General features: G+C 42.8%; 21 protein-coding genes and 1 pseudogene. 21 read left to right on the top strand and 1 reads right to left on the bottom strand.

Annotation, left to right across the window (positions count from 1 at the left end; all coding sequences use genetic code 11):
• The first annotated feature begins 10 nt into the window (after positions 1-10).
• The 10 genes and pseudogenes from RUMTOR_RS06675 (at position 11) to RUMTOR_RS06635 (ending at position 10,127) form a co-directional block, all read left to right on the top strand.
• A complete protein-coding gene (locus RUMTOR_RS06675; RefSeq protein WP_004846421.1) occupies positions 11-1,183 on the top strand; it encodes a BMP family ABC transporter substrate-binding protein in 1,173 nt (390 codons plus the stop codon).
• A gap of 216 nt (positions 1,184-1,399) precedes the next feature.
• Entirely contained in the window at positions 1,400-2,932 is a 1,533-nt protein-coding gene (locus RUMTOR_RS06670) for an ABC transporter ATP-binding protein (RefSeq protein ID WP_004846420.1), read from the top strand.
• Positions 2,929-4,026 carry an ABC transporter permease gene (locus tag RUMTOR_RS06665; RefSeq protein WP_004846419.1) on the top strand — a complete coding sequence of 366 codons (1,098 nt, stop codon included), beginning with the start codon at positions 2,929-2,931 and terminating at the stop codon, positions 4,024-4,026. The genes RUMTOR_RS06670 and RUMTOR_RS06665 overlap by 4 nt, the downstream gene beginning before the upstream one ends.
• Positions 4,019-5,011, top strand: coding sequence for an ABC transporter permease (locus tag RUMTOR_RS06660; RefSeq protein ID WP_004846418.1), 993 nt, complete (start codon positions 4,019-4,021; stop codon positions 5,009-5,011). Before RUMTOR_RS06665 ends, RUMTOR_RS06660 begins: the two co-directional genes overlap by 8 nt.
• A gap of 456 nt (positions 5,012-5,467) precedes the next feature.
• Positions 5,468-6,559: a recombinase RecA gene (gene recA, locus RUMTOR_RS06655; protein ID WP_004846417.1), complete on the top strand. Its 1,092-nt coding sequence runs from the start codon at positions 5,468-5,470 to the stop codon at positions 6,557-6,559.
• Positions 6,559-7,059 (top strand): regulatory protein RecX, encoded by a 501-nt coding sequence (locus RUMTOR_RS06650; protein WP_004846416.1) that lies wholly within the window; start codon positions 6,559-6,561, stop codon positions 7,057-7,059. Before recA ends, RUMTOR_RS06650 begins: the two co-directional genes overlap by 1 nt.
• Positions 7,060-7,084: 25 nt before the next feature.
• Positions 7,085-7,174, top strand: coding sequence for a hypothetical protein (locus RUMTOR_RS13990; protein WP_416983979.1), 90 nt, complete (start codon positions 7,085-7,087; stop codon positions 7,172-7,174).
• Between the two features lie 96 nt (positions 7,175-7,270).
• Complete coding sequence (gene rny, locus RUMTOR_RS06645) at positions 7,271-8,815, top strand: ribonuclease Y (RefSeq protein WP_009321175.1); 1,545 nt, start codon at positions 7,271-7,273, stop codon at positions 8,813-8,815.
• Between the two features lie 107 nt (positions 8,816-8,922).
• Positions 8,923-9,461 (top strand): annotated as a pseudogene (locus RUMTOR_RS06640) (NUDIX hydrolase).
• Between the two features lie 126 nt (positions 9,462-9,587).
• Positions 9,588-10,127, top strand: a complete 540-nt coding sequence (locus RUMTOR_RS06635) for a stage II sporulation protein M (protein ID WP_004846413.1) — start codon at positions 9,588-9,590, stop codon at positions 10,125-10,127.
• Between the two features lie 31 nt (positions 10,128-10,158).
• Here RUMTOR_RS06635 and RUMTOR_RS06630 read toward each other — a convergent pair whose 3' ends face one another.
• Complete coding sequence (locus tag RUMTOR_RS06630) at positions 10,159-11,556, bottom strand: polysaccharide biosynthesis protein (RefSeq protein WP_009242569.1); 1,398 nt, start codon at positions 11,554-11,556, stop codon at positions 10,159-10,161.
• A gap of 186 nt (positions 11,557-11,742) precedes the next feature.
• Between RUMTOR_RS06630 and RUMTOR_RS06625 the strand changes: the two genes are divergently transcribed.
• The 11 genes from RUMTOR_RS06625 (at position 11,743) to RUMTOR_RS06575 (ending at position 22,214) form a co-directional block, all read left to right on the top strand.
• Complete coding sequence (locus RUMTOR_RS06625; protein ID WP_009242570.1) at positions 11,743-12,171, top strand: RrF2 family transcriptional regulator; 429 nt, start codon at positions 11,743-11,745, stop codon at positions 12,169-12,171.
• Between the two features lie 36 nt (positions 12,172-12,207).
• Positions 12,208-13,395: a cysteine desulfurase NifS gene (gene nifS, locus RUMTOR_RS06620; RefSeq protein WP_004846410.1), complete on the top strand. Its 1,188-nt coding sequence runs from the start codon at positions 12,208-12,210 to the stop codon at positions 13,393-13,395.
• Positions 13,396-13,479: 84 nt separating this feature from the next.
• On the top strand, positions 13,480-13,917 hold the full coding sequence (gene nifU / locus RUMTOR_RS06615) for a Fe-S cluster assembly scaffold protein NifU (RefSeq protein WP_004846409.1): 438 nt from the start codon (positions 13,480-13,482) through the stop codon (positions 13,915-13,917).
• A complete protein-coding gene (gene mnmA / locus RUMTOR_RS06610; protein WP_004846408.1) occupies positions 13,917-14,987 on the top strand; it encodes a tRNA 2-thiouridine(34) synthase MnmA in 1,071 nt (356 codons plus the stop codon). Before nifU ends, mnmA begins: the two co-directional genes overlap by 1 nt.
• A 13-nt stretch (positions 14,988-15,000) precedes the next feature.
• Positions 15,001-15,843: a histidinol-phosphatase HisJ family protein gene (locus RUMTOR_RS06605; RefSeq protein ID WP_004846407.1), complete on the top strand. Its 843-nt coding sequence runs from the start codon at positions 15,001-15,003 to the stop codon at positions 15,841-15,843.
• Between the two features lie 145 nt (positions 15,844-15,988).
• Positions 15,989-17,008, top strand: a complete 1,020-nt coding sequence (gap, locus tag RUMTOR_RS06600) for a type I glyceraldehyde-3-phosphate dehydrogenase (RefSeq protein WP_004846406.1) — start codon at positions 15,989-15,991, stop codon at positions 17,006-17,008.
• A gap of 149 nt (positions 17,009-17,157) precedes the next feature.
• A complete protein-coding gene (locus RUMTOR_RS06595) occupies positions 17,158-18,357 on the top strand; it encodes a phosphoglycerate kinase (protein ID WP_009242573.1) in 1,200 nt (399 codons plus the stop codon).
• Between the two features lie 33 nt (positions 18,358-18,390).
• Positions 18,391-19,137, top strand: coding sequence for a triose-phosphate isomerase (gene tpiA / locus RUMTOR_RS06590; RefSeq protein WP_022003232.1), 747 nt, complete (start codon positions 18,391-18,393; stop codon positions 19,135-19,137).
• A 169-nt stretch (positions 19,138-19,306) separates the two neighbouring features.
• Positions 19,307-20,845 carry a 2,3-bisphosphoglycerate-independent phosphoglycerate mutase gene (gene gpmI, locus RUMTOR_RS06585; protein WP_022003231.1) on the top strand — a complete coding sequence of 513 codons (1,539 nt, stop codon included), beginning with the start codon at positions 19,307-19,309 and terminating at the stop codon, positions 20,843-20,845.
• A 116-nt stretch (positions 20,846-20,961) separates the two neighbouring features.
• Positions 20,962-21,465 carry a GreA/GreB family elongation factor gene (locus RUMTOR_RS06580; protein ID WP_004846402.1) on the top strand — a complete coding sequence of 168 codons (504 nt, stop codon included), beginning with the start codon at positions 20,962-20,964 and terminating at the stop codon, positions 21,463-21,465.
• Between the two features lie 98 nt (positions 21,466-21,563).
• Positions 21,564-22,214, top strand: a complete 651-nt coding sequence (locus RUMTOR_RS06575) for an HAD family hydrolase (protein WP_004846400.1) — start codon at positions 21,564-21,566, stop codon at positions 22,212-22,214.
• The last annotated feature ends 25 nt before the right edge of the window (positions 22,215-22,239 follow it).

Raw genomic sequence — 22,239 nt, 5'->3', positions numbered from 1 at the left:
AGGAAAAACAATGAAGAAGAAAATGCTCAGCGCATTCTTGTGTGCAGCTATGGCAGTCACTCTCGTTGCAGGGTGCGGAGCTCCGGCGGCAGACGCAGGCAAAGACAAAGGAGGAGACTCCAAAAAAGAGGCGTCGGAAGGAATTCCGAAAGATGAAATCAAGGTAGGATTTGTACATATTTCCGATCCGAGCGATATGGGATATACATACAATCATGATCTGGGAACAAAGGAAATGCAGAAAGAACTGGGATTGAGCGATGACCAGATCATCAACAAATATAATGTGCCGGAAGATGCAGAATGTGATACAGCTCTTAGAGAACTCGTAGAAGCAGGATGCAACATTATCTTTGCAACAAGCTTCGGGTTTGAAGACTATGTGAAAGAAGTAGCCGCAGAGTATCCGGACATCCAGTTCTGTCATGCGACAGGATTCCAGGCATCGGATTCAGGACTGGATAACTTCCATAATTATTTTGCGTCTATTTATGAGGGACGTTATCTGGCAGGTATTGCGGCAGGACTTAAGACAGAAACAAATAAACTCGGCTACGTAGCGGCACATCCGTTTGCAGAGGTTATCAGCGGATATACAGCGTTCTATCTTGGAGCAAAAAGTGTGAATCCTGATGTAACAATGGATATTATGTATACAAATTCATGGAATGATCCGACAATCGAGTCTCAGGTTGCAAAAGCTCTTATCGACCGCGGATGCGATGTGATCTCCCAGCATTCGGATTCTACAGCTCCGGCAACGACAGCTGAGGATAATGGAGTATGGCAGGTTGGATATAATAATGATATGATTGCCGCTGCACCGAATGCGTCTTTAGTTTCTCCTCGTATTGACTGGGGAATTTATGTGACAGAAGCTGTTCAGGCAGTGATCGACGGAAAAGAAATTCCGGCTGACTGGTGCAAAGGATATGCCGACGGAGCCGTTTATTTGTCTCCATTGAATGAGAAGATCGCAGCAGAGGGAACGCAGGAGGCGATCGATAAAGCGGCGGAAGCGCTGAAAAACGGAGAACTTTTTGTATTCGGCGGTCCGCTTAAAGGAGTAAGTCCGGACGGAGAGAAGATTGAAGTTGCAGAGGGAGATCATTTCCCGGAACAGGAAGAGGCTTCTGCACCGTCATGGCAGTATATTATCGAGGGATGTAACGTAGTTCAGTAATTGTATAAAGTAATTCTAAAAAATAAATCCGAAAGAAGATATCTTCGGAAAATGAAAACAGAGCCGTCTTCGGACGGCTTTGTTTATAACATTAAATGTTTTTTAAGCGGAATACCGCTTTGTTCTATGAGGATTTCATGAGGAAATGAGAAAGATACGGCAGGAGAGAAGAAGGAGGAAAAAAATTTGGGAGAAGCAGCGCAGTATGCAATAAAAATGCATCATGTAACGAAAACATTCGGTAAAGTCGTTGCCAATAAAAATGTAGATCTTGAACTGAAAACAGGGGAGATCCTTGCGCTTCTCGGTGAAAACGGAAGTGGAAAAACAACATTGATGAACATGTTGTCAGGAATTTATTTTCCGGATTACGGAGAGATTTATGTAAAAGGGAAGGAGGTAACGATTCGTTCCCCGAAGGATTCTTTTACTCTCGGAATCGGAATGATCCATCAGCATTTTAAGCTTGTGGATGTGTTGACGGCAGCGGAAAATATCGTGTTGGGATTGGAAGGGAAAACGGTGTTAAAACGCCGTGAGATCAATCGGAAAGTAGCAGAATTAGCACAAAAATATGGCTTTGATCTTGATCCGACAAAGAAAGTTTACAATATGTCGGTTTCTGAAAAACAAACGGTGGAAATATTAAAAGTGCTGTACAAAGGCGCGGATATTTTGATTTTAGACGAACCTACGGCGGTTCTTACTCCTCAGGAAACGGAAAAGCTGTTTGCTGTTTTGAAAAACATGAAAAAACACGGGAAATCGATCATCATCATTACACATAAATTAAATGAAGTAATGGCGATATCAGATCGTGTTGCGATCTTGCGAAAGGGAGAATATATCGGAGTTGTGGAAACTTCGGAAACCGATCCGGATCAACTTACGGAAATGATGGTCGGCCGGCCGATCAGTCTTGAGATTGAAAGACCGGAAGTAAAACGGGGCGGAAAACGTCTTCGGGTGATCGATCTTACCTGTTTGAGCGGAGACGGAGTGAAGGCTCTTGATAATGTTTCGTTTGATGCTTATGCAGGAGAGATACTGGGAATCGCCGGAATTGCAGGAAGCGGACAAAAAGAACTGTGCGAGACGATTGCGGGACTTTATCCTTCTGTCGGGGGATCTGTTTTGTATTCTGAATCATCAGAAAAAGGGGCGGTAAAAGAACGTATTTTAGGATTAAGCCCGGATGAAATCGCCAAAAAAGGAATTTCAATGGCATTTGTTCCGGAAGATCGTCTTGGAATGGGTCTTGTTGCCGGAATGGATATGACAGATAATGTCATGCTTAGAAGTTATAAGTCGAACAAAGGTATTTTTGTAGATCGGAAAAGTCCGAGAGATCTTGCGGAAAAACTGATTAAGGAATTAGAAATCGTAACTCCGGGCGTGGAAACTCCGGTAGGAAGACTTTCGGGAGGTAATGTGCAGAAAGTTCTTTTAGGAAGAGAGATAGCCTGTCAGCCGTCGGTTCTGATTGTCGCATATCCGGTAAGAGGTCTTGATATCAATGCGTCTTACAGAATCTATGATCTTTTGAACGAACAGAAGAAAAAGGGAGTTGCGGTTGTATTTATCGGAGAAGATCTTGATGTGCTTATGCAGCTTTCGGACCGCATCATGGTTATGTGCGGAGGAAAGGTAAGCGGTATTGTCGATCCGAGAAAAGTGACAAAAGAAGAAATCGGATTAATGATGATCCGTACAGAACAAGATGGAGAAAAAGAGGAGGTGACAGAATGAGTTCCAATGTGACACATGCGAAAGAGCCTTTGTTCCGAATGGTAAAAAGAGATGCGATTCCTCAGAAAAAAGCGTGGATGATCCGTGCGGCTGCTTTTCTTTTATCTTTGGCTACGGGCGCTGTCGTGATCATGATGCTCGGACATAATCCGTTTTCGGTATATATTTCCATGATAAAGGGAGCATGGGGAACGAAGACTGTTTCTTATGAGACGATTAAGATCGCAATTCCGCTTCTTATCACGGCGATCGGAATTTCTTTTGCGTTCAAAATGAAATTCTGGAATATAGGGGCGGAAGGACAGATTTTGGTAGGTGCAGTTGCGGCAGGTGCGTTTGGTCTTTTTACTGCTCATATTTTTCCGAAGATCCCACTTGTAATTCTTATGATGCTGGCGGCGATCGTAGCGGGCGGTTTGTACGGTTTGCTCCCGGCTGTCTGCAAGGCGAAGTGGGGAACAAATGAGACGTTGTTTACACTGATGTTAAATTATATTGCTCTGGCATTTATCAAATATCTTATGAACGGCCCGTGGAAAGCTCCGGGAAGCAGCTATCCGAAAATAGCGATGCTTGTTCCGGGAGCGCGTTTGACAAAAGTATTCGGAGTGCACTGGGGATGGATCTTAGCGCTTATTCTCGTTGTCGTATCTTATATTTATTTTAATAAGACGAAACAAGGCTATGAAATTGCTGTTGTAGGTGAAAGCAATAATACTGCCAGATATGCGGGAATCAATGTGGGACGGGTATTCCGCAGAACGATGTTTTTATCCGGAGCGCTTTGCGGACTTGTCGGAATGCTTCAGTTTGCGGGATCGGACTTTACGATTACGGAAGGAACTGCAGGCGGCGTCGGATTTACGGCCATTACAGTTGCATGGCTCGCAAAAATGAATCCGGCGGGAATGTTGGTTGTATCAGTATTTATCGCGATGCTTGAGCGAGGGGCGAACGCAATTCAGACACAGTTTAAAATTCCGGCATCTGCGGCCGATCTGTTGATTGGTATTATTTTGTTCTTTATGCTCGGATGTGAGTTTTTTATCACATATAAGTTGATCGGAAGAGGAAAGGAGGAACATCATGCTTAATACGTTGAATGGATTATTTATTGCGGCAGTATTGGCCGGAACGCCGCTTCTTTTAGGAGCGCTCGGTGAAATACTGACAGAAAAATCAGGAAACTTAAATCTTGGTGTAGAGGGAATGATGTTCATGGGGGCGATCACGGGACTGGCAGGTTCGTATTATTATGAACAGGCAGTGATCGGTTCGGGCGGGAACCCGAACGGAGCGGTTTCTTCTGTCATAGCTCTTCTTACTTCTTTTGCGGCGGGTTCTCTTGGGGCACTGATCTACAGTTTTTTGACGATTACGCTCCGGGCAAATCAAAATGTAACAGGTCTGACATTAACAATTTTCGGAACCGGTTTCGGAAATTTTTTCGGAGAGTATATCGGACAGAAGGCCGGCGGTTATGTGGCGGTATCTGAAGTGACGAAGAAAGCATTTTCAGGGATTGATATCCCGGTTTTGTCAGATATCCCGGTGCTTGGTCCTCTTTTATTCCGGTATAACTGGGTCGTTTATTTTGCAATCGCGGCAGCGCTTTTTATGACATGGTTTTTTAATCGTACAAGAGTGGGACTGAATCTTCGTGCTGTCGGGGAAGATCCGGCAACTGCGGATGCGGCGGGTATCAATACGACGGTATATAAATATATGGCGACTGTGATCGGCGGAGGGATCTGCGGAATCGGTGGTATGTATATGAGCATGGTTACAACATCAGGCGTATGGGTGCATAACTGTGTCAGCGGGTATGGATGGCTTGCGGTAGCGCTTGTTATTTTTGCAACATGGAGTCCTGCAAGAGGAATGCTTGTGGCGCTTGTATTCGGCGGTCTTACGATCATGCGTATGTATATTAATATTCCCGGACTTCCGGCTCAGATTTATGATATGTTCCCGTACATTGCTACGATACTTGTTCTTGTGATCACAAGTATGCGCAGAAGTAAGGAGCATGCACAGCCAAAGAGCTGCGGACTGAATTATTTCCGCGAGGAAAGATAAAGGGATTCGTATATGAATATTTTATTCAGCTATGCATAGTGATTTCCGATGACGGTAATGGGTTTTGATATGTTTTCGGAAAAGTGCATAGCTGAATTTTTGTATAAGCGACGGGTCAAAGTCGGGGTGTGACCGAGATCTTGGCGAATGTTTATAATACCGGAATGTGCTTTTGGAACTTCCGGTAATTGTTTTATGTACGGTTGTTCTGGCTGTGGAAGCTGCGCAATGATAACTGTCATGGGATTGTGGGAGGCATAGAAATATGATATCCTAAATGAAAATTTATTGTATGAAGGCTGATCGGCATTTTGGGGTTATACCGTGCTGAAAAATATTCGGATATATTATTCGCAAAAATAGTGTTGACAATTTAAAGAGGGTATAATACTATAATAGCAGAAGCGAACAACTGTTCGATACTAAAAATCGTTATACAGAAGGAGATATTTTATTATGGCGGGAAATGATGAAAAGAAAAAAGCGCTGGATGCGGCGATAGCAAAACTTGAGAAGGATTTTGGAAAGGGCGCGGTGATGAAACTCGGAGAATCAGGAGCTCATGTTGCGGTAGAGACAGTTCCTACAGGCTGTTTGAGTCTTGATATTGCGCTTGGATTGGGCGGAGTTCCGAAAGGACGCGTGATTGAAGTTTACGGACCTGAGTCCAGCGGTAAGACAACGGTTGCGCTTCATATGATTGCGGAAGTGCAGAAACGCGGCGGTATTGCGGGATTTATTGATGCGGAACATGCGTTGGATCCGGTCTATGCAAAGAATATAGGAGTGGATATTGACGAACTATATATTTCCCAACCGGACAGCGGTGATCAGGCTTTGGAGATTGCAGAGACGATGGCACGTTCCGGCGCAATCGACATTATCGTTGTAGACTCTGTTGCGGCTCTTGTGCCGAGACAGGAGATTGAAGGAGATATGGGAGACAGTCATGTGGGACTTCAAGCGCGATTGATGTCACAGGCACTTAGGAAACTGACTCCGGTTATCAGTAAGTCGAACTGTATTGTGATTTTTATCAATCAGCTGAGAGAAAAAGTCGGGGTCATGTTCGGAAATCCGGAGACGACAACCGGAGGAAGGGCGCTTAAGTTTTATGCGTCTGTCCGAATGGATGTCAGAAAAACAGAGACTCTGAAACAAAGCGGAGAGATGGTCGGAAACCATACCCGTATTAAGATTGTGAAAAATAAGATAGCTCCGCCGTTTAAGGAGGCGGAATTTGACATTATGTTCGGAAAAGGAATTTCAAAAGAAGGAGATATCCTTGATCTGGCTACTAAGTTAGATCTTGTTAAAAAGAGTGGAGCATGGTATGCATATGAAGGCGATAAGATCGGACAGGGCCGGGAAAATGCAAAGACATATCTGTCTGCTCATCCGGAAATAATGGAAGAGTTGGAAAAGAAAGTAAGAGAACATTATCAACTTGGGACAGATTCTTCGGAAAAAGATGAGAAAGAAGTGAAAAAGGAAAAAGAACAAAAAGGGAAAAGTGACGATCTTGCATTAAAAGGTGATGAAAAATAATGATAGTCACTAAAATAGAGCCATGTACAAAAACGAAGTTTAAAATTTATATAGATGAGACATTTAAGTTTGTACTTTATAAAGGAGAGGTTTCCCGTTTCGGAATTCGGATCGGGGAAGAAATCCCGCCGGAAACAGAAGAAAAGATCCGAACGGAAGTGCTTTTGAAGAGGGCGAAGCTTAGGGCGATGCATCTTCTCGAGGATATGGACCGAACAGAGTCTGCCCTTCGCGAAAAACTTCGTCAGGGTCTGTATCCGTCTGACGTGACAGAGGCGGCGATTGAATATGTAAAGTCATTCGGTTATCTTGATGATGTCCGGTATGCGGAAAACTTCGTGAGGAGCAGGCAGAATGTGAAGAGTAAAAAAGAAATCGGCACGGCGCTGCTGCAGAAAGGGATTTCGTCGGAAATAGCAAAGCGCGCTATGGAAATCTGCTATGAAGAAATGGGAGAAGAAGAGGCAATCCGCAAAATTTTAAAGAAAAAAAAAGTTTGATCCGAATAAGGCGGAAGAAGCTCAAATGCAGAAAATATACGGCTATCTGGGGCGCAAAGGATTTCGTTATGATACAGTCCGTCAAGTGATACAAAATTATAATGACGATGCTTGACATTGTTGTGAAAACAGTATAAAATTTAACTGTTGTATTTAAGTAATATGTACAATGAAAATTTAATAAGGAGGTGCTCCTGTGCAAGTAGATTTAGTGATCGCTATTATACTTGCTGCGGCACTCGCTTTGATAGTTGGGATGGTTTCTCGATTTCTCACAATTTCCGGTTTGAAAAAAAATGCAGAAAGTAAAATCGGAAATGCAGAGGCAAAAGCAAGAGAAATCATCGATGATGCTGTGAAAACTGCTGAAACAACGAAAAAGGAAGCTCTTCTCGAAGTGAAAGAAGAATCGATCAAGACAAAGAATGATCTTGAGAAGGAGACAAAAGAAAGAAGAGCGGAATTGCAGCGCTATGAAAAAAGAGTGCTGGCAAAAGAAGAGGCAGTTGATAAGCGTTCTGATGTGTTAGAACATCGGGAGTCGAAGCTTACGGCGAAAGAAGACCAGCTTCGTCAGCGGGAAGCCAAGGTAGAAGAGCTGAATCAGAAACGTGTGCAGGAACTAGAACGAATCTCAGGACTTACCTCCGAACAGGCAAAAGAATATCTGTTGAAAACTGTTGAAGAAGATGTTAAGCATGACACCGCAAAAATGGTCAGAGAATTGGAAACACAGGCGAAAGAAGAAGCAGACAAGAAAGCAAAAGAATATGTTGTCAATGCAATTCAGAGATGTGCGGCAGACCATGTTGCGGAAACGACAATTTCCGTTGTGCAGCTTCCGAGCGATGAAATGAAAGGTCGTATTATCGGTCGTGAAGGAAGAAATATCCGAACACTTGAAACATTGACCGGTGTGGAACTGATTATTGATGATACACCGGAAGCGGTTGTTTTATCGGGATTTGATCCCATCCGCCGTGAAGTTGCAAGAATTGCACTTGAACGTTTGATCGTAGACGGACGTATTCATCCGGCGAGAATTGAAGAAATGGTAGAAAAAGCGCAGAAAGAAGTCGATACAATGATCAGAGAAGAAGGAGAAGCGGCAGCGTTAGAAGTAGGCGTGCCGGGAATTCATCCGGAGTTGATCAGACTTCTCGGTCGTATGAAGTTTAGAACAAGCTATGGACAGAATGCGTTGAAGCATTCGATTGAAGTGGCTCAGTTGTCGGGACTTCTTGCGGGCGAAATCGGTATAGATGTCAGAATGGCGAAACGTGCCGGACTTCTGCATGATATAGGAAAATCTATCGACCATGATGTAGAAGGGTCACATATTCAAATCGGTGTGGATCTTTGTAGGAAATATAAAGAATCCTCAACCGTAATTAACGCGGTGGAATCGCATCACGGAGATGTTGAGCCGCAGACATTGATCGCATGTGTAGTGCAGGCAGCCGATACGATTTCGGCAGCAAGACCGGGTGCAAGACGCGAGACGATCGAAACATACACCAACAGATTGAAACAGTTAGAAGAGATTACCAACCAGTTTAAAGGGGTGGATAAATCTTTTGCCATTCAGGCGGGCAGAGAGATTCGAGTTATGGTAGTTCCAGAGCAGGTATCTGATGATGATATGGTGCTTATGGCAAGGGATATTGCAAAACAAATTGAATTTGAACTTGAGTATCCCGGACAGATTAAAGTCAATGTAATCCGTGAATCACGGGCAACAGATTATGCGAAATAGCAATGAATCATAACAGCAGACGAAAGACCAGCCCTTGTCGAAAGACGAGGGCTTTCTTTTATTAAAATATGTTGATTGCTGAGAGGATACGGGGAAGGAGAAAGACGATGAGTGAACAGATTAAACGTGTGAACAGAGAATTGAAATTTAAAGGAACGATTATTGATTTCTATCAAGATACAATGGAAATTAATGGGGATCATACAGTTGTATGGGATTTTATCAAGCACAAAGGAGCTGCGGCAGTAGTTCCGGTCACTGAAGATGGAAAGATACTTATGGTACGTCAGTATCGAAATGCACTTGAGAGATATACTTTGGAGATACCGGCAGGGGCTCTGGATGAGGAAGGAGAGCCGGGGTTTAAATGTGCTGCTCGGGAATTGGAAGAAGAAACAGGTTATAAAAGTGAGGAATTGGAATGGCTGATCACCTTGAGGACAACGGTTGCTTTTTGCAATGAGAAGATCGAGGTGTATGTGGCGAAAAATTTAATCCCTTCAAACAGCATTTAGATGAGGATGAATTTATTGATCTGAAAGCATATTCTCTTGATGAATTAAAAGAAAAAATATTTACAGGAGAGATTGAAGATGCAAAAACAGTTGCATCATTAATGGCATATGCAGTAAAATACGAAGCCTGAAAATGATGTAAGAAACGGATCGTGAAAAGTGATAATGAAAAAATTCCGGCATATAATGAAATATCAATAAAAAGTAAAGTGCAGAATGGCAAAAGGATCAGCAACTGCGCGATACAGGGAGGAATAATGAAGGTATTTCATGTGAAAAAGCAGTTAGCGGCTTTGTTTATGCCGGGATTTTTAATTGGAATTATTTATGTCAATTTTCTTGCTAAAAAATATGTGGCAGCTCCGGATCTGTTCAGTGAATATTTTTTGGATCAATTCAGGGGTGTGCAGATAGACGAAAAAGAATATTTATGGTATCTGCTTCGCATTCGCTGCGTTCCGTTTTTTATGCTTTCAGGGTTGGCTCTTACGAAGTTGAAAAAAGTAAGCGCCGGGTTATTTCTTGGGTGGACAGGCATATCTGTGGGGGTGCTTGTTTCGCTGGCGGCATCGAACTTGGGAATGAAAGGCTGTCTCTTGTGTCTTATAGGTGTTTCTCCACAGTTTCTTTTCTATATTCCTGCGTATTTTATGATCCTGAAATATTGTTATGAGTCAGAAGATGGCAGATGGAACAGACAGAAAACAATTTTTGTCGGTTTGATGATGAGTTTAGGAATTATTACCGAATTATATGTGAATCCTGTATTAGTGAAGTTGTTCTTGAATTATGTGTAGTTGTCTATAGACTATGTGCTGCGCACATAGTCTATAGATCTTTTGCTCCTTTTCGGAGATGAAAAAATAAAATAATAACGGCGATTCCGAAAACAAGAAACTGACTGGTTAAAAGTCCGATCAGATAACCGTATATTCCAAACTTGGGGATTGCAAAAAATACTCCGGCAATACGAACAAGAAGACCGGCAGTGTTGACGAGAAGTGTGCAGAATGTTTTCCCAAGTCCGTTAATTATGCTTGTAAGGGCGGTATTTGTGTAAAGAAACGGGCAGATCCATGAAAGTGTTAAAATGAAACTTCCGGCAGCAGAACTATGGAACAAAACTCTTCCGAGAAAGTTTCCGAAAATCAGAAAAAACAGACAGCATCCAAGGCCTAAAATGAAACAGCTTCCTACAGATTGTTTCAATAAACGAATGATTCGTCTGTTATCATCAGATGCCTGGGCAGCGCTGACGGCAGGCATAAGCACTGTTCCGATAGAAGTTGTGAGCGCCGAAGGAAAAAGGATGCATGGCAGAGCCATTCCTGTCAATACTCCGTAAAGGCGAAGCGCTTCCGAAGAAGTCATTCCGTAGATTTTTAAAAAAGTCGGGATGGAGGCCGCCTCAATGCTTTGGAGTAAAGTAACTGCCGTTCGATTTGCTGTAAGAGGAACAGATAAAGCGGACAGTTTTCTGAAAGTTTTTGAAATGGAAGAAATCGAAGCGGCATAACAAAGCTGCTTTTGCCGATTCAGCATCTGTATCGAAAAAAGTGCGGCAGCCGTCTCGCCTGCGGCAATGCCGGCGGCGGCAAGTTTGACAGAAGGGATTTCCCCGGTTTTTTTAACAAAGAGAAAAAGCAGGACGACGAAAAGAATTCGAGCAGATTGTTCGATAAGCTGTGACAGGGCAGGAATTTTTGTCTGCTGAAGCCCTAAACTGTATCCGCAGATACAACTATGTATTGCGGCGAACGGTAATGCATAAGAGACGATAAGAAGGAGATTTTCACACCTGGCATCTCCTAAAAAAGTTGTTGCTATATAAAAGGCGTTTTTTTGGAGAAAATATAATTCTATAAGTGAGAGAAAGAGTGTGAAGCCAAGAGAAACTGCAAGAATGTTTCCGGCTTCTTTTTGCCGTTCAATATGCGGGGAGGATGAACTGGCGGCAGAGTAAGTAACAACAGATGACATTTTTTCTGCGACCATGTGTGAGACGGCGGTTTGAATCCCGAATGTGCTGACTGACAGACAAAGTGCATAGACCGGGAAAATGAGCTGATATAAACCGACGTTTTCTTCTCCGAAAGCATGACTTAAAAAAATACGAAAGAAGAATCCCATAATGCGAGTGATCAATCCGGCGGCAGTTAAAACGGCGGCGCCGCGAAATAAATTGCGGGAAGAAAAGGAGCGGAATTTGTCAGAACGGAATAACATAAAATCACCTCGATTTGTAACAACAGACATATACTTGTTAAAACATATGTCATAAGGAGACTTGACAGAACCGGGGATGAATGCTATGCTACAAAAGAAATCCCTAGTAAAATACTGGGGAATCCATTCTGCAATATTAAGAATAAAGAAATAGAGTATTTTTATTAAGGAACGGAGCGTGAGAAAGTGAAGTTATCTACAAAAGGAAGGTATGGACTTCGTGCGTTGATCGATCTGGCGCAAAATGGAGGTGAACAGCCGGTATCTATTACAAGTATTTCAACAAGACAAGATATCTCGGAACGATATCTTGAGCAGTTGATGTCTATGCTGAAAAAAGCGGGGATTGTAAGAAGTGTAAGAGGAGCCGGAGGCGGATATGTGCTTGTAAAAAGACTGGAAGATATTTCTGTGGGAGATGTGCTTCGCGCATTGGAAGGCAGTCTTGAGCCGGTGGACTGCGCGGGTCTTGAACCAAATGGAGGATGCAGTGTTTCGGACAGCTGCGTGACAAAATATGTTTGGAAGAAAATTAACGACAGTATTAACCAGACGGTAGATGAGATTAAACTTGATCAACTCGTAAAAGAAAACGGAAAAAACTGTAGAAACTGATTACAGTTTATTTAATGAAGAGATGGAGGAAAAAAGATGGATAAACTGATATATCTTGATAATGCGGCTACGACAAAAACTTCACCTGAAGTTGTGGAAGCAATGCTGCCTTATTTTACAGAACATTATGGGAATCCGTCCAGTATATATTCGTTTGCGGCGGCAAATAAGGAAGTGATTTCAAAACAAAGAGAGACGATCGCAGGTGTGATCGGAGCAAAGGAAAATGAGATTTATTTTACGGCGGGAGGAACGGAAGCCGACAACTGGGCATTGACGGCGACAGCAGAGGCGTATGGCGCAAAAGGAAAGCATATTATTACGACGAAGATTGAACATCATGCCGTTTTGCATACATGTGAATATCTTCAAAAGCGAGGGTATGAGGTTACTTATCTCGATGTGGATGAATATGGAGTTGTAGATCCGAAGTCGGTAGAGGCGGCGATCAGACCGGATACGATATTGATCTCGGTCATGTTTGCGAACAATGAGATCGGTACGGTAGAGCCGATAAAAGAGATCGGCGCGATCGCTCATGAAAAAGGAATTTTGTTTCACACGGACGCCGTACAGGCGTTTTGTCAGATACCGATCGATGTCGATGAATGTCATATAGATATGCTCAGCGCCAGCGGACATAAATTAAACGGTCCGAAGGGAATTGGATTTTTATACATCAGAAAAGGAGTCAAAATCCGCTCGTTGATCCACGGAGGAGCACAGGAGAGGAGACGTCGTGCAGGAACTGAAAATGTTCCAGGAATCGTCGGTTTCGGGAAAGCAGTTGAAATAGCTGCAGCGTCTATGGAAAGAAGAATGGAAAAAGAAAGTCAGCTTCGGGATTATTTGATCGAAAAGATTGAAAAAGAGATACCATACTGCAGATTAAACGGCGACAGAGAAAGGCGTCTTCCGAATAATGTGAATTTCAGTTTTCAATATATAGAAGGCGAGTCGCTTCTTATCATGCTCGACATGAAAGGCATCTGCGCTTCCAGCGGATCTGCGTGTACATCGGGATCGCTGGATCCTTCACATGTTCTTTTGGCAATCGGGCTTCCTCATGAAATTGCACACGGATCTTTGCGTCTGACGCTTGGAGACGATACGACAAAAGAAGATCTGGATTATGTGACGACCTGTTTGAAAGAGATAGTAGCTCGACTAAGAAGCATGTCTCCTCTTTATGAAGATTTTTTGAAAAAACAAAAAAATAAGTAAAGGAACAGGGAAAAGAAATTGACTTAAGTCAAAAGAAAAATATCGTTTGAATAAGCGGAAACAGAGAATAGGAGGAATTTATTTATGTATACAGAAAAAGTAATGGATCATTTTCAGCATCCGAGAAACGTAGGAGAACTTGAAAACGCCAGCGGCGTCGGAACAGTGGGAAATGCAAAATGTGGAGATATCATGAGAATTTATCTTGACATTGATGAAAACCAGATTATTCGGGATGTGAAGTTTAAAACTTTTGGATGTGGGGCGGCTGTAGCAACAAGCAGTATGGCGACAGAACTTGTAAAAGGGAAAAATATTCAGGAGGCAATGAAAGTAACAAACAAAGCTGTGATGGAGGCTCTTGATGGTCTTCCGCCGGTAAAAGTACATTGTTCGTTGCTGGCAGAGGAAGCAATTCATGCGGCGCTTTGGGATTATGCTGAAAAGAACGGGATCAAGATTGAAGGGCTGGAAAAACCAAAGACAGATATTCATGAGGACGAGGAAGAAGAGGAATATTAATGAAGAAAGTGGTTGTAGGAATGTCAGGAGGCGTGGATTCGTCTGTGGCGGCATATCTGCTGAAAGAACAAGGCTATGATGTGATCGGCGTTACGATGCAGATCTGGCAGGAAGAAGACGTCTGTACAGTAGAAGAAAACGGAGGCTGCTGCGGGTTAAGCGCTGTTGAAGATGCGAGGAGAGTTGCAGCGGCATTGGGCATTCCTTATTATGTGATGAATTTCAGAGAGGAATTCCAAAAAAATGTAATCGACTATTTTGCAGATTCTTATGTGAACGGCCAGACGCCGAATCCGTGTATTGCATGCAACCGTTATGTGAAATGGGAAGCGCTTCTTAAGCGCAGCATCTCGATCGGAGCAGATTTTATTGCGACAGGGCACTATGCAAGAGTTGAGCAGCTTTCAAACGGGAGATATGCTCTGCGGCGTTCGGCAACTGCTGCAAAAGATCAGACTTATGCATTATATAATCTGACGCAGGAACAGTTGAAACGAACGTTGATGCCGGTAGGAGAATATACAAAAGAAGAAGTTCGGGTAATTGCGGAAAAGATCGGACTGCTCGTTGCGGACAAGCCGGACAGTCAGGATATATGTTTTGTACAGGATGGAAACTATGCTGCTTTTATAGAAGAACATACAGGGAAGAAAGCTTCGGAAGGAAACTTTGTTACATCGGATGGAACTGTCATAGGGAGGCATAAAGGGATTATCCATTATACGGTCGGTCAGAGAAAGGGACTTGGTCTGGCACTTGGATATCCGGCATTTGTTCTTGAAATCCGTCCGGAAACGAATGAGGTCGTTATCGGAACTTATGAAGAATCTCTGACAACGGTTGTCCGTGCAAAACAGCTGAACTTTATGTCGGTAGAAGATCTAAAAGAACCGCTGCGTGTGTTTGCGAAGATCAGGTACAATCACAAAGGCGCGTGGTGTACGGTCGAGCGGACGAAAGAAGATGAAGTAACTTGCTGTTTTGAGGAGCCGCAGCGCGCGGTGACACCCGGTCAGGCGATTGTATTTTATGACGGCGAGTATGTACTTGGCGGCGGTACGATTTTGTGAGAGGTGTGAGAGGATGCCTAAACGATTAAAAGAAACAATGATACGATCTGATTTTCATATGCATACCGCATTTTCAACGGACAGTGAAGAGGCTGTTGAAAGTATGTTGAACCGGGCTGTTGAAAGAGGGCTCTATTCGGTTTGCATCACAGATCATATGGATGCGGATTACCCGCCGGATGACGAAATGGGAGAAAGTGCATTCCGGTTGGATACGGAAAACTACTTTCCGTTTCTTTTAAAAAAGAAAAAAGAGTATGAAGAACGGATTCAGGTGCGTATCGGAATTGAATTAGGACTTCAAAAGCATCTGGGGACAAGATATGAGACGTTGATCGAGAAGTATCCGTTCGATTTTGTGATCGGCTCTATGCATCTTGTCTGTGGGGAAGACCCTTATACCGGAAAGGTCTTTGAAGAGCTGGGAGATGCACAGGTATACAGGAGGATGTTCTGTGAAACGTTGGAATGCATTCGGAAAATAAAATGTTTCGATGTGCTCGGTCATTTGGATTATGTGGTTCGATATGGAAAGCATCAGGCGGAGGCGTATTCTTATGAAAAGTTTTCTGATGAGATTGACATGATATTAAGAGAATTGATCTCGTCAGGAAAAGGTCTGGAATTGAACATGGCAGGAATAAAGTATGGTCTTGGATTTGCTCATCCGCATCCGAGTGTGCTTCGCCGATATAAAGAGCTGGGAGGAGAGATCATCACCGTGGGATCTGATGCTCATAAAGCAGAGCATATCGGATATGAATTTGAGATCGCGGGCGAACTTCTGAAATCCTGTGGTTTTCGATATTATACAGAATTTGAGAATCGTAAGGCTGTTTTTCGACGGATTCCATAAAAATGTATTTAGGACTTGAATTTTTGTTCCTGTTTTAGTACAATTATGCTAGTTGATGAATTCTTAACAATGTTTACTTTGCGGGGGTTCATTTGCATAACTGGAAACAGTTAAATATTTTTCAAACTTTTAGGAGGAATTAATCATGGCAGTAAAAGTAGCGATTAATGGATTTGGACGTATTGGACGTCTTGCTTTCAGACAGATGTTCGGAGCAGAGGGATTTGAGATCGTAGCAATCAATGACCTGACATCCCCGAAAATGCTTGCTCACTTACTGAAATATGACTCAACACAGGGCAAATATGCACTGGCAGATAAAGTTGAGGCTGGAGAGGATTCTATCATCGTTGATGGAAAAGAAATTAAAATCTACGCAAAAGCAAACGCAGCAGAACTTCCGTGGGGAGAAATCGGCGTTGACGTAGTTCTGGAGTGTACAGGATTCTACACATCTAAAGCAAAAGCACAGGCTCACATCGATGCAGGCGCTAAAAAAGTTGTTATTTCCGCTCCGGCAGGAAATGACCTTCCGACAATCGTATATAACGTAAACCACGAGCAGCTTACAAAAGATGACAACATCATCTCAGCAGCTTCCTGTACAACAAACTGCTTGGCTCCGATGGCAAAAGCACTGAACGATCTTGCACCGATCAAATCCGGTATCATGTGCACAATCCACGCTTACACAGGTGATCAGATGACACTTGACGGACCGCAGAGAAAAGGCGATCTGAGAAGATCTCGTGCAGCAGCTTGCAACATCGTGCCGAACAGCACAGGTGCAGCAAAAGCAATCGGTCTTGTTATTCCGGAACTGAACGGAAAACTGATCGGTTCTGCTCAGCGTGTTCCGACTCCGACAGGATCTACAACAATTCTTACAGCAGTTGTAGAAGGCGAAGTAACAGTTGATCAGATCAACGCAGCTATGAAAGCAGCAGCAAACGAGTCTTACGGATACAATACAGATGAGATCGTATCCAGCGATATCGTAGGTATGTCTTACGGATCACTCTTTGATGCTACTCAGACAATGGCACTTCCGACTGGCGACGGAACAACAGAAGTTCAGGTTGTTTCATGGTATGACAACGAGAACTCTTACACAAGCCAGATGGTAAGAACAATCAAATACTTCGGAAAACTGCTTGAGGCTTAATTCATTTTAAAGTAATGGATTATTTTGGCGGACAGGCAGTGTCGCGCCGAACAGTTATGAAAATGACTCACAACGGGGTCCGGTCTTATTGTAGGACCGGACTCCGTTTTGTTATGAATCTTCAGAAAAATATTCAGGAGGCAATGATAATGGCAGCTCTTAATAAAAAATCAGTAGATGATATTAATGTAAAGGGACAGAGAGTCCTTGTAAGATGTGACTTTAACGTTCCGCTGATCGACGGTAAGATTACAGATGAAAATCGTATCGTGGCAGCTCTTCCTACAATTAAAAAATTGATTGCGGATGGAGGAAAAGTAATCCTTTGTTCTCACCTCGGAAAGCCGAAGGGTGAGCCGAAACCGGAACTTTCTCTTGCACCGGTGGCAGTAAGACTGGCTGAACTTCTCGGACAGGATGTGAAATTCGCAGCCGATCCGGAAGTAGTAGGAGAAAATGCAAAAGCGGCAGTGGAAGCGATGAAGGACGGCGACGTAGTCCTTCTTGAGAATACACGTTACAGAGCAGAAGAGACAAAGAACGGAGAGGCATTCAGCAAAGAACTGGCTTCTCTTTGTGATGTATTTGTAAATGATGCGTTTGGTACGGCTCACAGAGCACACTGTTCAAACGTAGGAGTTACAGAGTATGTTGATACGGCAGTTGTCGGATATCTTATGCAAAAAGAGATCGACTTCCTTGGAAATGCAGTAGAGAACCCGGAAAGACCGTTTGTTGCGATCCTTGGCGGTGCGAAAGTTTCCAGCAAAATCTCAGTTATCAATAACCTGCTTGACAAAGTAGACACATTGATTATCGGAGGAGGAATGAGTTATACATTTACAAAGGCTCAGGGCGGAAGTGTAGGAGCATCTCTTCTTGAGGAAGACTATCTTCAGTATGCACTTGATATGATCAAGAAAGCTGAGGAAAAAGGAGTAAAACTTCTTCTTCCGGTTGACACGATCGTAGCAGATGAATTTTCAAACGATGCAAATACGAAAGTTGTTTCACGTGATGCGATTCCGGACGGATGGATGGGTCTGGATATCGGACCGGAGACGGCAAAAATCTTTGCAGAGGCAGTGAAATCTGCGAAAACAGTTGTTTGGAACGGACCGATGGGATGCTTCGAGATGCCTAAATTTGCAGAAGGAACAAAAGTTGTTGCAGAAGCTCTCGCAAATACAGAGGCTGTTACGATCATCGGAGGCGGTGATTCGGCAGCGGCTGTAAATCAGCTTGGATTCGGCGATAAGATGACACATATTTCTACAGGCGGCGGCGCTTCTCTGGAATTCCTTGAAGGAAAAGAACTTCCGGGTGTAGCGGCAGCTAATGATAAATAAATGAAAGTGGTCTAGAAGAAGGAGAATATGGAAATGGCAAGAAGAAAAATTATCGCAGGTAACTGGAAAATGAACAAAACTCCGAGCGAAGCAGTTGCTCTTGTAGAAGAACTGAAACCGCTTGTAGCAAACGACGCCGTAGACGTTGTATTTTGTGTTCCGGCAATCGATATCGTACCGGTTGTTGAAGCTGTGAAAGGAACAAACATTCAGGTTGGTGCTGAGAATATGTATTTTGAAGAGAGCGGAGCTTATACAGGCGAAATCTCTCCGGCTATGCTTGTAGATGCAGGTGTAAAATATGTCGTTCTCGGACATTCTGAGAGAAGAGATTATTTCGGTGAGACAAACGAAGACGTAAATAAGAAAGTATTGAAAGCATTAGAGCATGGTATCACACCAATCATGTGCTGCGGTGAATCTCTGGAGCAGAGAGAGCAGGGTGTGACAATGGATTTCATTCGTCAGCAGGTGAAAGTAGGTCTTCAGAATGTTACATCCGAGCAGGCAAAAACGATGGTTATTGCTTATGAGCCGATTTGGGCGATCGGAACAGGAAAGACAGCTACAACGGAACAGGCAGAGGAAGTTTGTAAAGCAATCCGTGAGTGTGTTGCAGAAGTGTATGATGATGCAACGGCAGAGGAAATCCGTATTCAGTACGGCGGTTCTGTGAATGCAGGAAACGCAGCAGAGCTGTTTGCACAGGCTGACATAGACGGAGGTCTTGTAGGAGGAGCTTCTTTGAAAGCTGATTTCGGAAAAATCGTAAATTACTAATTTTTATCGAATATTTTGTAAAATAAATACGAGATCGATTTTATAAACAGACCGGACAGGTGCACAAATGCGTCAGTCCGGTCTGTTCATGCTTGCAAAACAAAGAAAAAAAAGGTACAATAAATAGCGGAATGAAAAGTACAAATGTATAGTTAAAGGAGATATGGATATGAGTAAAAAACCAACCGTATTGATGATATTAGATGGATATGGCTTGAGAGCCGATGATAAGGGTAATGCTGTAGCAGAAGGAAAAACTCCGGTAATGGACAAGCTGATGACAGAATGCCCATTCGTAAAAGGAAATGCAAGCGGAATGGCAGTCGGACTTCCGGAAGGACAGATGGGAAATTCAGAAGTCGGACATTTGAATATGGGAGCTGGACGAATTGTATATCAAGACTTGACAAAAATCACAAAGTCAATTCAGGATGGAGATTTCTTTGAGAATAAAGCGCTTCTTGCAGCATGTGAAAATGTAAAGAAAAACGGTTCTGCTCTTCACATGATGGGACTTGTATCTGACGGCGGAGTTCACAGTCACAATACTCATATTTACGGTTTGCTTGAGCTGGCGAAAAAACAGGGAATCGAGAAAGTTTATGTACATTGTTTCCTTGATGGAAGAGATACGCCTCCGGCATCGGGAAAAGATTATGTGGCAGAACTGGAAGCTAAGATGAAGGAAATCGGTGTCGGTGAAGTGGCATCTGTATCAGGTCGTTATTATGCGATGGATCGTGACAACCGTTGGGATCGTGTGGAAAAAGCATATAATGCCTTGGTGAAAGGCGAAGGAGTTGAAGCGGCATCGGCGCTTGAAGGAATTCAGGCATCTTATGACAACGAGAAAACTGACGAGTTTGTGGAACCGTTTGTAGTGATGAAAGACGGCGCTCCGACAGCGACAGTAAAAGACGGGGATTCTATGATCTTCTTCAATTTCAGACCGGATCGCGCGAGAGAGATCACAAGAACATTCTGCGACGATCAGTTCGACGGTTTTGAACGAGGAGAACGGGTGAAAACAACGTATGTATGTTTTACAGAATACGATGTTACGATCGAAAATAAACTGGTTGCTTTTGTAAAAGAAGAGATTACAAACACATTTGGCGAGTTTCTTGCAGCAAAGGGTCTGAAACAGGCTCGTATTGCAGAGACGGAAAAATATGCGCATGTGACCTTTTTCTTCAACGGCGGGGTAGAAGAGCCGAATGAAGGAGAAGACAGAATACTTGTAAAATCTCCGAAAGTTGCAACATATGATTTGAAACCGGAGATGAGTGCGTATGAAGTAAGCGATAAGCTTGTTGATGCAATCAAGTCTGATAAATATGACGTTATTATTATAAATTATGCAAATCCGGATATGGTTGGACATACAGGTGTTGAGCCGGCAGCTATCAAAGCGATAGAAGCTGTTGACGAATGCGTCGGAAGAGCGGTTGAAGCTGTGAAAGAAGTGAATGGTCAGATGTTTATCTGCGCGGATCACGGAAATGCAGAGCAGTTGATTGACGAAGAGACAGGAGAGCCGTTTACGGCACACACAACAAATCCTGTACCGTTTATTCTTGTAAATGCAGATCCGTCTTATAAGCTCAGAGAGGGAGGATGTCTTGCGGATATTGCTCCTACATTGATTGAACTCATGGGAATGGAGCAGCCGAAAGAGATGACGGGAAAATCTCTTCTTTTGAAATAAAAATTTAGCGAATTCGTTTTATATACGAACAGACCTCGAAGATTCGGGGTCTTTCGTTTATGTAGAGCAATAATGGAACTTTATATATAAAGCAGCCGTAAAGGAGTAATAAAATTATGCGGGAAAAGCTGACAAAGAGCGATGTAGAGAAAATTCGGGAAGAGATTGAACATCGGAAATTGGTAGAAAGAAAAGAATTGATTGAAGCGGTAAAAGAAGCGCGTTCTCATGGAGATTTAAGTGAAAATTTTGAATATCATGCGGCAAAAAAAGAAAAAAACAGAAATGAAAGTCGAATCCGTTATCTGGAAAGAATGTTAAAAACTGCGGTGATCGTAGAAGATGAATCTAAAGAAGATGAAATCGGACTTAATAATACGGTAGAGGTGTACTGTGAAGATGATGAAGAAGTGGAGACGTACCGGATTGTAACATCAGTCAGAGGAAGTTCCCTGAATGGTCTTGTAAGTATTGAATCGCCGCTTGGAAAAGCTCTTCTTGGACATAAAGAAGGAGATCGTGTTTTTATAAAAGTAAATGATGATTTCGGATATTATGTTATTGTGAAAAAAGTAATCAAGACGCAAAGTGAAGATGAGGATCACATCCGAAGTTTTTAAACTTTTTTTGGATGAGGGGAAAAAGGATAATAAGCATTTTTTAGAATTTTTTAGAATATGGAAAACATCAATAAAATTGATTTTCAGAGGGAAAAAGAATGAAATACAAGACGATATTTTTTGACTTGGACGGAACAATTACGGATTCCGCGCCGGGAATCATGAATAGTATTAAATATGCACTTGAGAAAAATCATCTTCCGATGCTTTCGGAAGAGCAACTCCGAAGCTTTATCGGACCGCCGCTGCGCGGACAGTTTTGTAAAGTTTGTGGTCTTGCGGATGAAGAAAGTGCGAGGATGGTTGAAGATTATAGAGAGTATTACCGTGACAAAGGGATTTTTGAAAATAATGTATATGACGGCGTGATCGAGATGTTGGAAAAACTGAGAAAAAAAGGATTTCGTTTAGCGATTGCAACATCAAAACCGGAGATGTTTGCAAAGCAGATTGCGGATTATTTTGGGTTTTCCAAATATTTTGACTTTATCGGCGGAGCCTGTATGAATGAAAGCAGGACAGATAAATATGAAGTGATAGAATATGTGATTGAGAGCTGTAACATTACAGACAGAAATGAAGTAGTCATGGTAGGGGATCGCTCTCATGATATGATCGGAGCAAAGAAAGCGGGACTGCACAGTATAGGCGTGTTGTATGGATATGGATCGAAAGAAGAATTGGAACAGTCGGGAGCGGAAATGTTAGTGGAAGTGCCGGAACAGATTGTCTCCTTGATGGAAGTTTGATTAAAACACTACATGTTGTATATAA

The sequence above is a fragment of the [Ruminococcus] torques ATCC 27756 genome (assembly GCF_000153925.1).
GTDB lineage: Bacteria > Bacillota > Clostridia > Lachnospirales > Lachnospiraceae > Mediterraneibacter > Mediterraneibacter torques.
This window is presented reverse-complemented; position numbering and strand designations above follow the sequence as displayed.

Coding starts and splice junctions, on each gene's coding strand:
- mnmA (WP_004846408.1), top strand. CDS start 13,917: ATGAAGAAAGTGGTTGTAGGAATGTCAGGAGGCGTGGATTCGTCTGTG.
- RUMTOR_RS06580 (WP_004846402.1), top strand. CDS start 20,962: ATGCGGGAAAAGCTGACAAAGAGCGATGTAGAGAAAATTCGGGAAGAG.
- RUMTOR_RS06605 (WP_004846407.1), top strand. CDS start 15,001: ATGCCTAAACGATTAAAAGAAACAATGATACGATCTGATTTTCATATG.
- RUMTOR_RS13990 (WP_416983979.1), top strand. CDS start 7,085: ATGCAGAAAATATACGGCTATCTGGGGCGCAAAGGATTTCGTTATGAT.
- RUMTOR_RS06595 (WP_009242573.1), top strand. CDS start 17,158: ATGGCAGCTCTTAATAAAAAATCAGTAGATGATATTAATGTAAAGGGA.
- RUMTOR_RS06665 (WP_004846419.1), top strand. CDS start 2,929: ATGAGTTCCAATGTGACACATGCGAAAGAGCCTTTGTTCCGAATGGTA.
- RUMTOR_RS06660 (WP_004846418.1), top strand. CDS start 4,019: ATGCTTAATACGTTGAATGGATTATTTATTGCGGCAGTATTGGCCGGA.
- gpmI (WP_022003231.1), top strand. CDS start 19,307: ATGAGTAAAAAACCAACCGTATTGATGATATTAGATGGATATGGCTTG.
- recA (WP_004846417.1), top strand. CDS start 5,468: ATGGCGGGAAATGATGAAAAGAAAAAAGCGCTGGATGCGGCGATAGCA.
- RUMTOR_RS06575 (WP_004846400.1), top strand. CDS start 21,564: ATGAAATACAAGACGATATTTTTTGACTTGGACGGAACAATTACGGAT.
- nifU (WP_004846409.1), top strand. CDS start 13,480: ATGTATACAGAAAAAGTAATGGATCATTTTCAGCATCCGAGAAACGTA.
- RUMTOR_RS06675 (WP_004846421.1), top strand. CDS start 11: ATGAAGAAGAAAATGCTCAGCGCATTCTTGTGTGCAGCTATGGCAGTC.
- RUMTOR_RS06635 (WP_004846413.1), top strand. CDS start 9,588: ATGAAGGTATTTCATGTGAAAAAGCAGTTAGCGGCTTTGTTTATGCCG.
- RUMTOR_RS06650 (WP_004846416.1), top strand. CDS start 6,559: ATGATAGTCACTAAAATAGAGCCATGTACAAAAACGAAGTTTAAAATT.
- gap (WP_004846406.1), top strand. CDS start 15,989: ATGGCAGTAAAAGTAGCGATTAATGGATTTGGACGTATTGGACGTCTT.
- tpiA (WP_022003232.1), top strand. CDS start 18,391: ATGGCAAGAAGAAAAATTATCGCAGGTAACTGGAAAATGAACAAAACT.
- RUMTOR_RS06630 (WP_009242569.1), bottom strand. CDS start 11,556: ATGTTATTCCGTTCTGACAAATTCCGCTCCTTTTCTTCCCGCAATTTA.
- nifS (WP_004846410.1), top strand. CDS start 12,208: ATGGATAAACTGATATATCTTGATAATGCGGCTACGACAAAAACTTCA.
- RUMTOR_RS06670 (WP_004846420.1), top strand. CDS start 1,400: ATGCATCATGTAACGAAAACATTCGGTAAAGTCGTTGCCAATAAAAAT.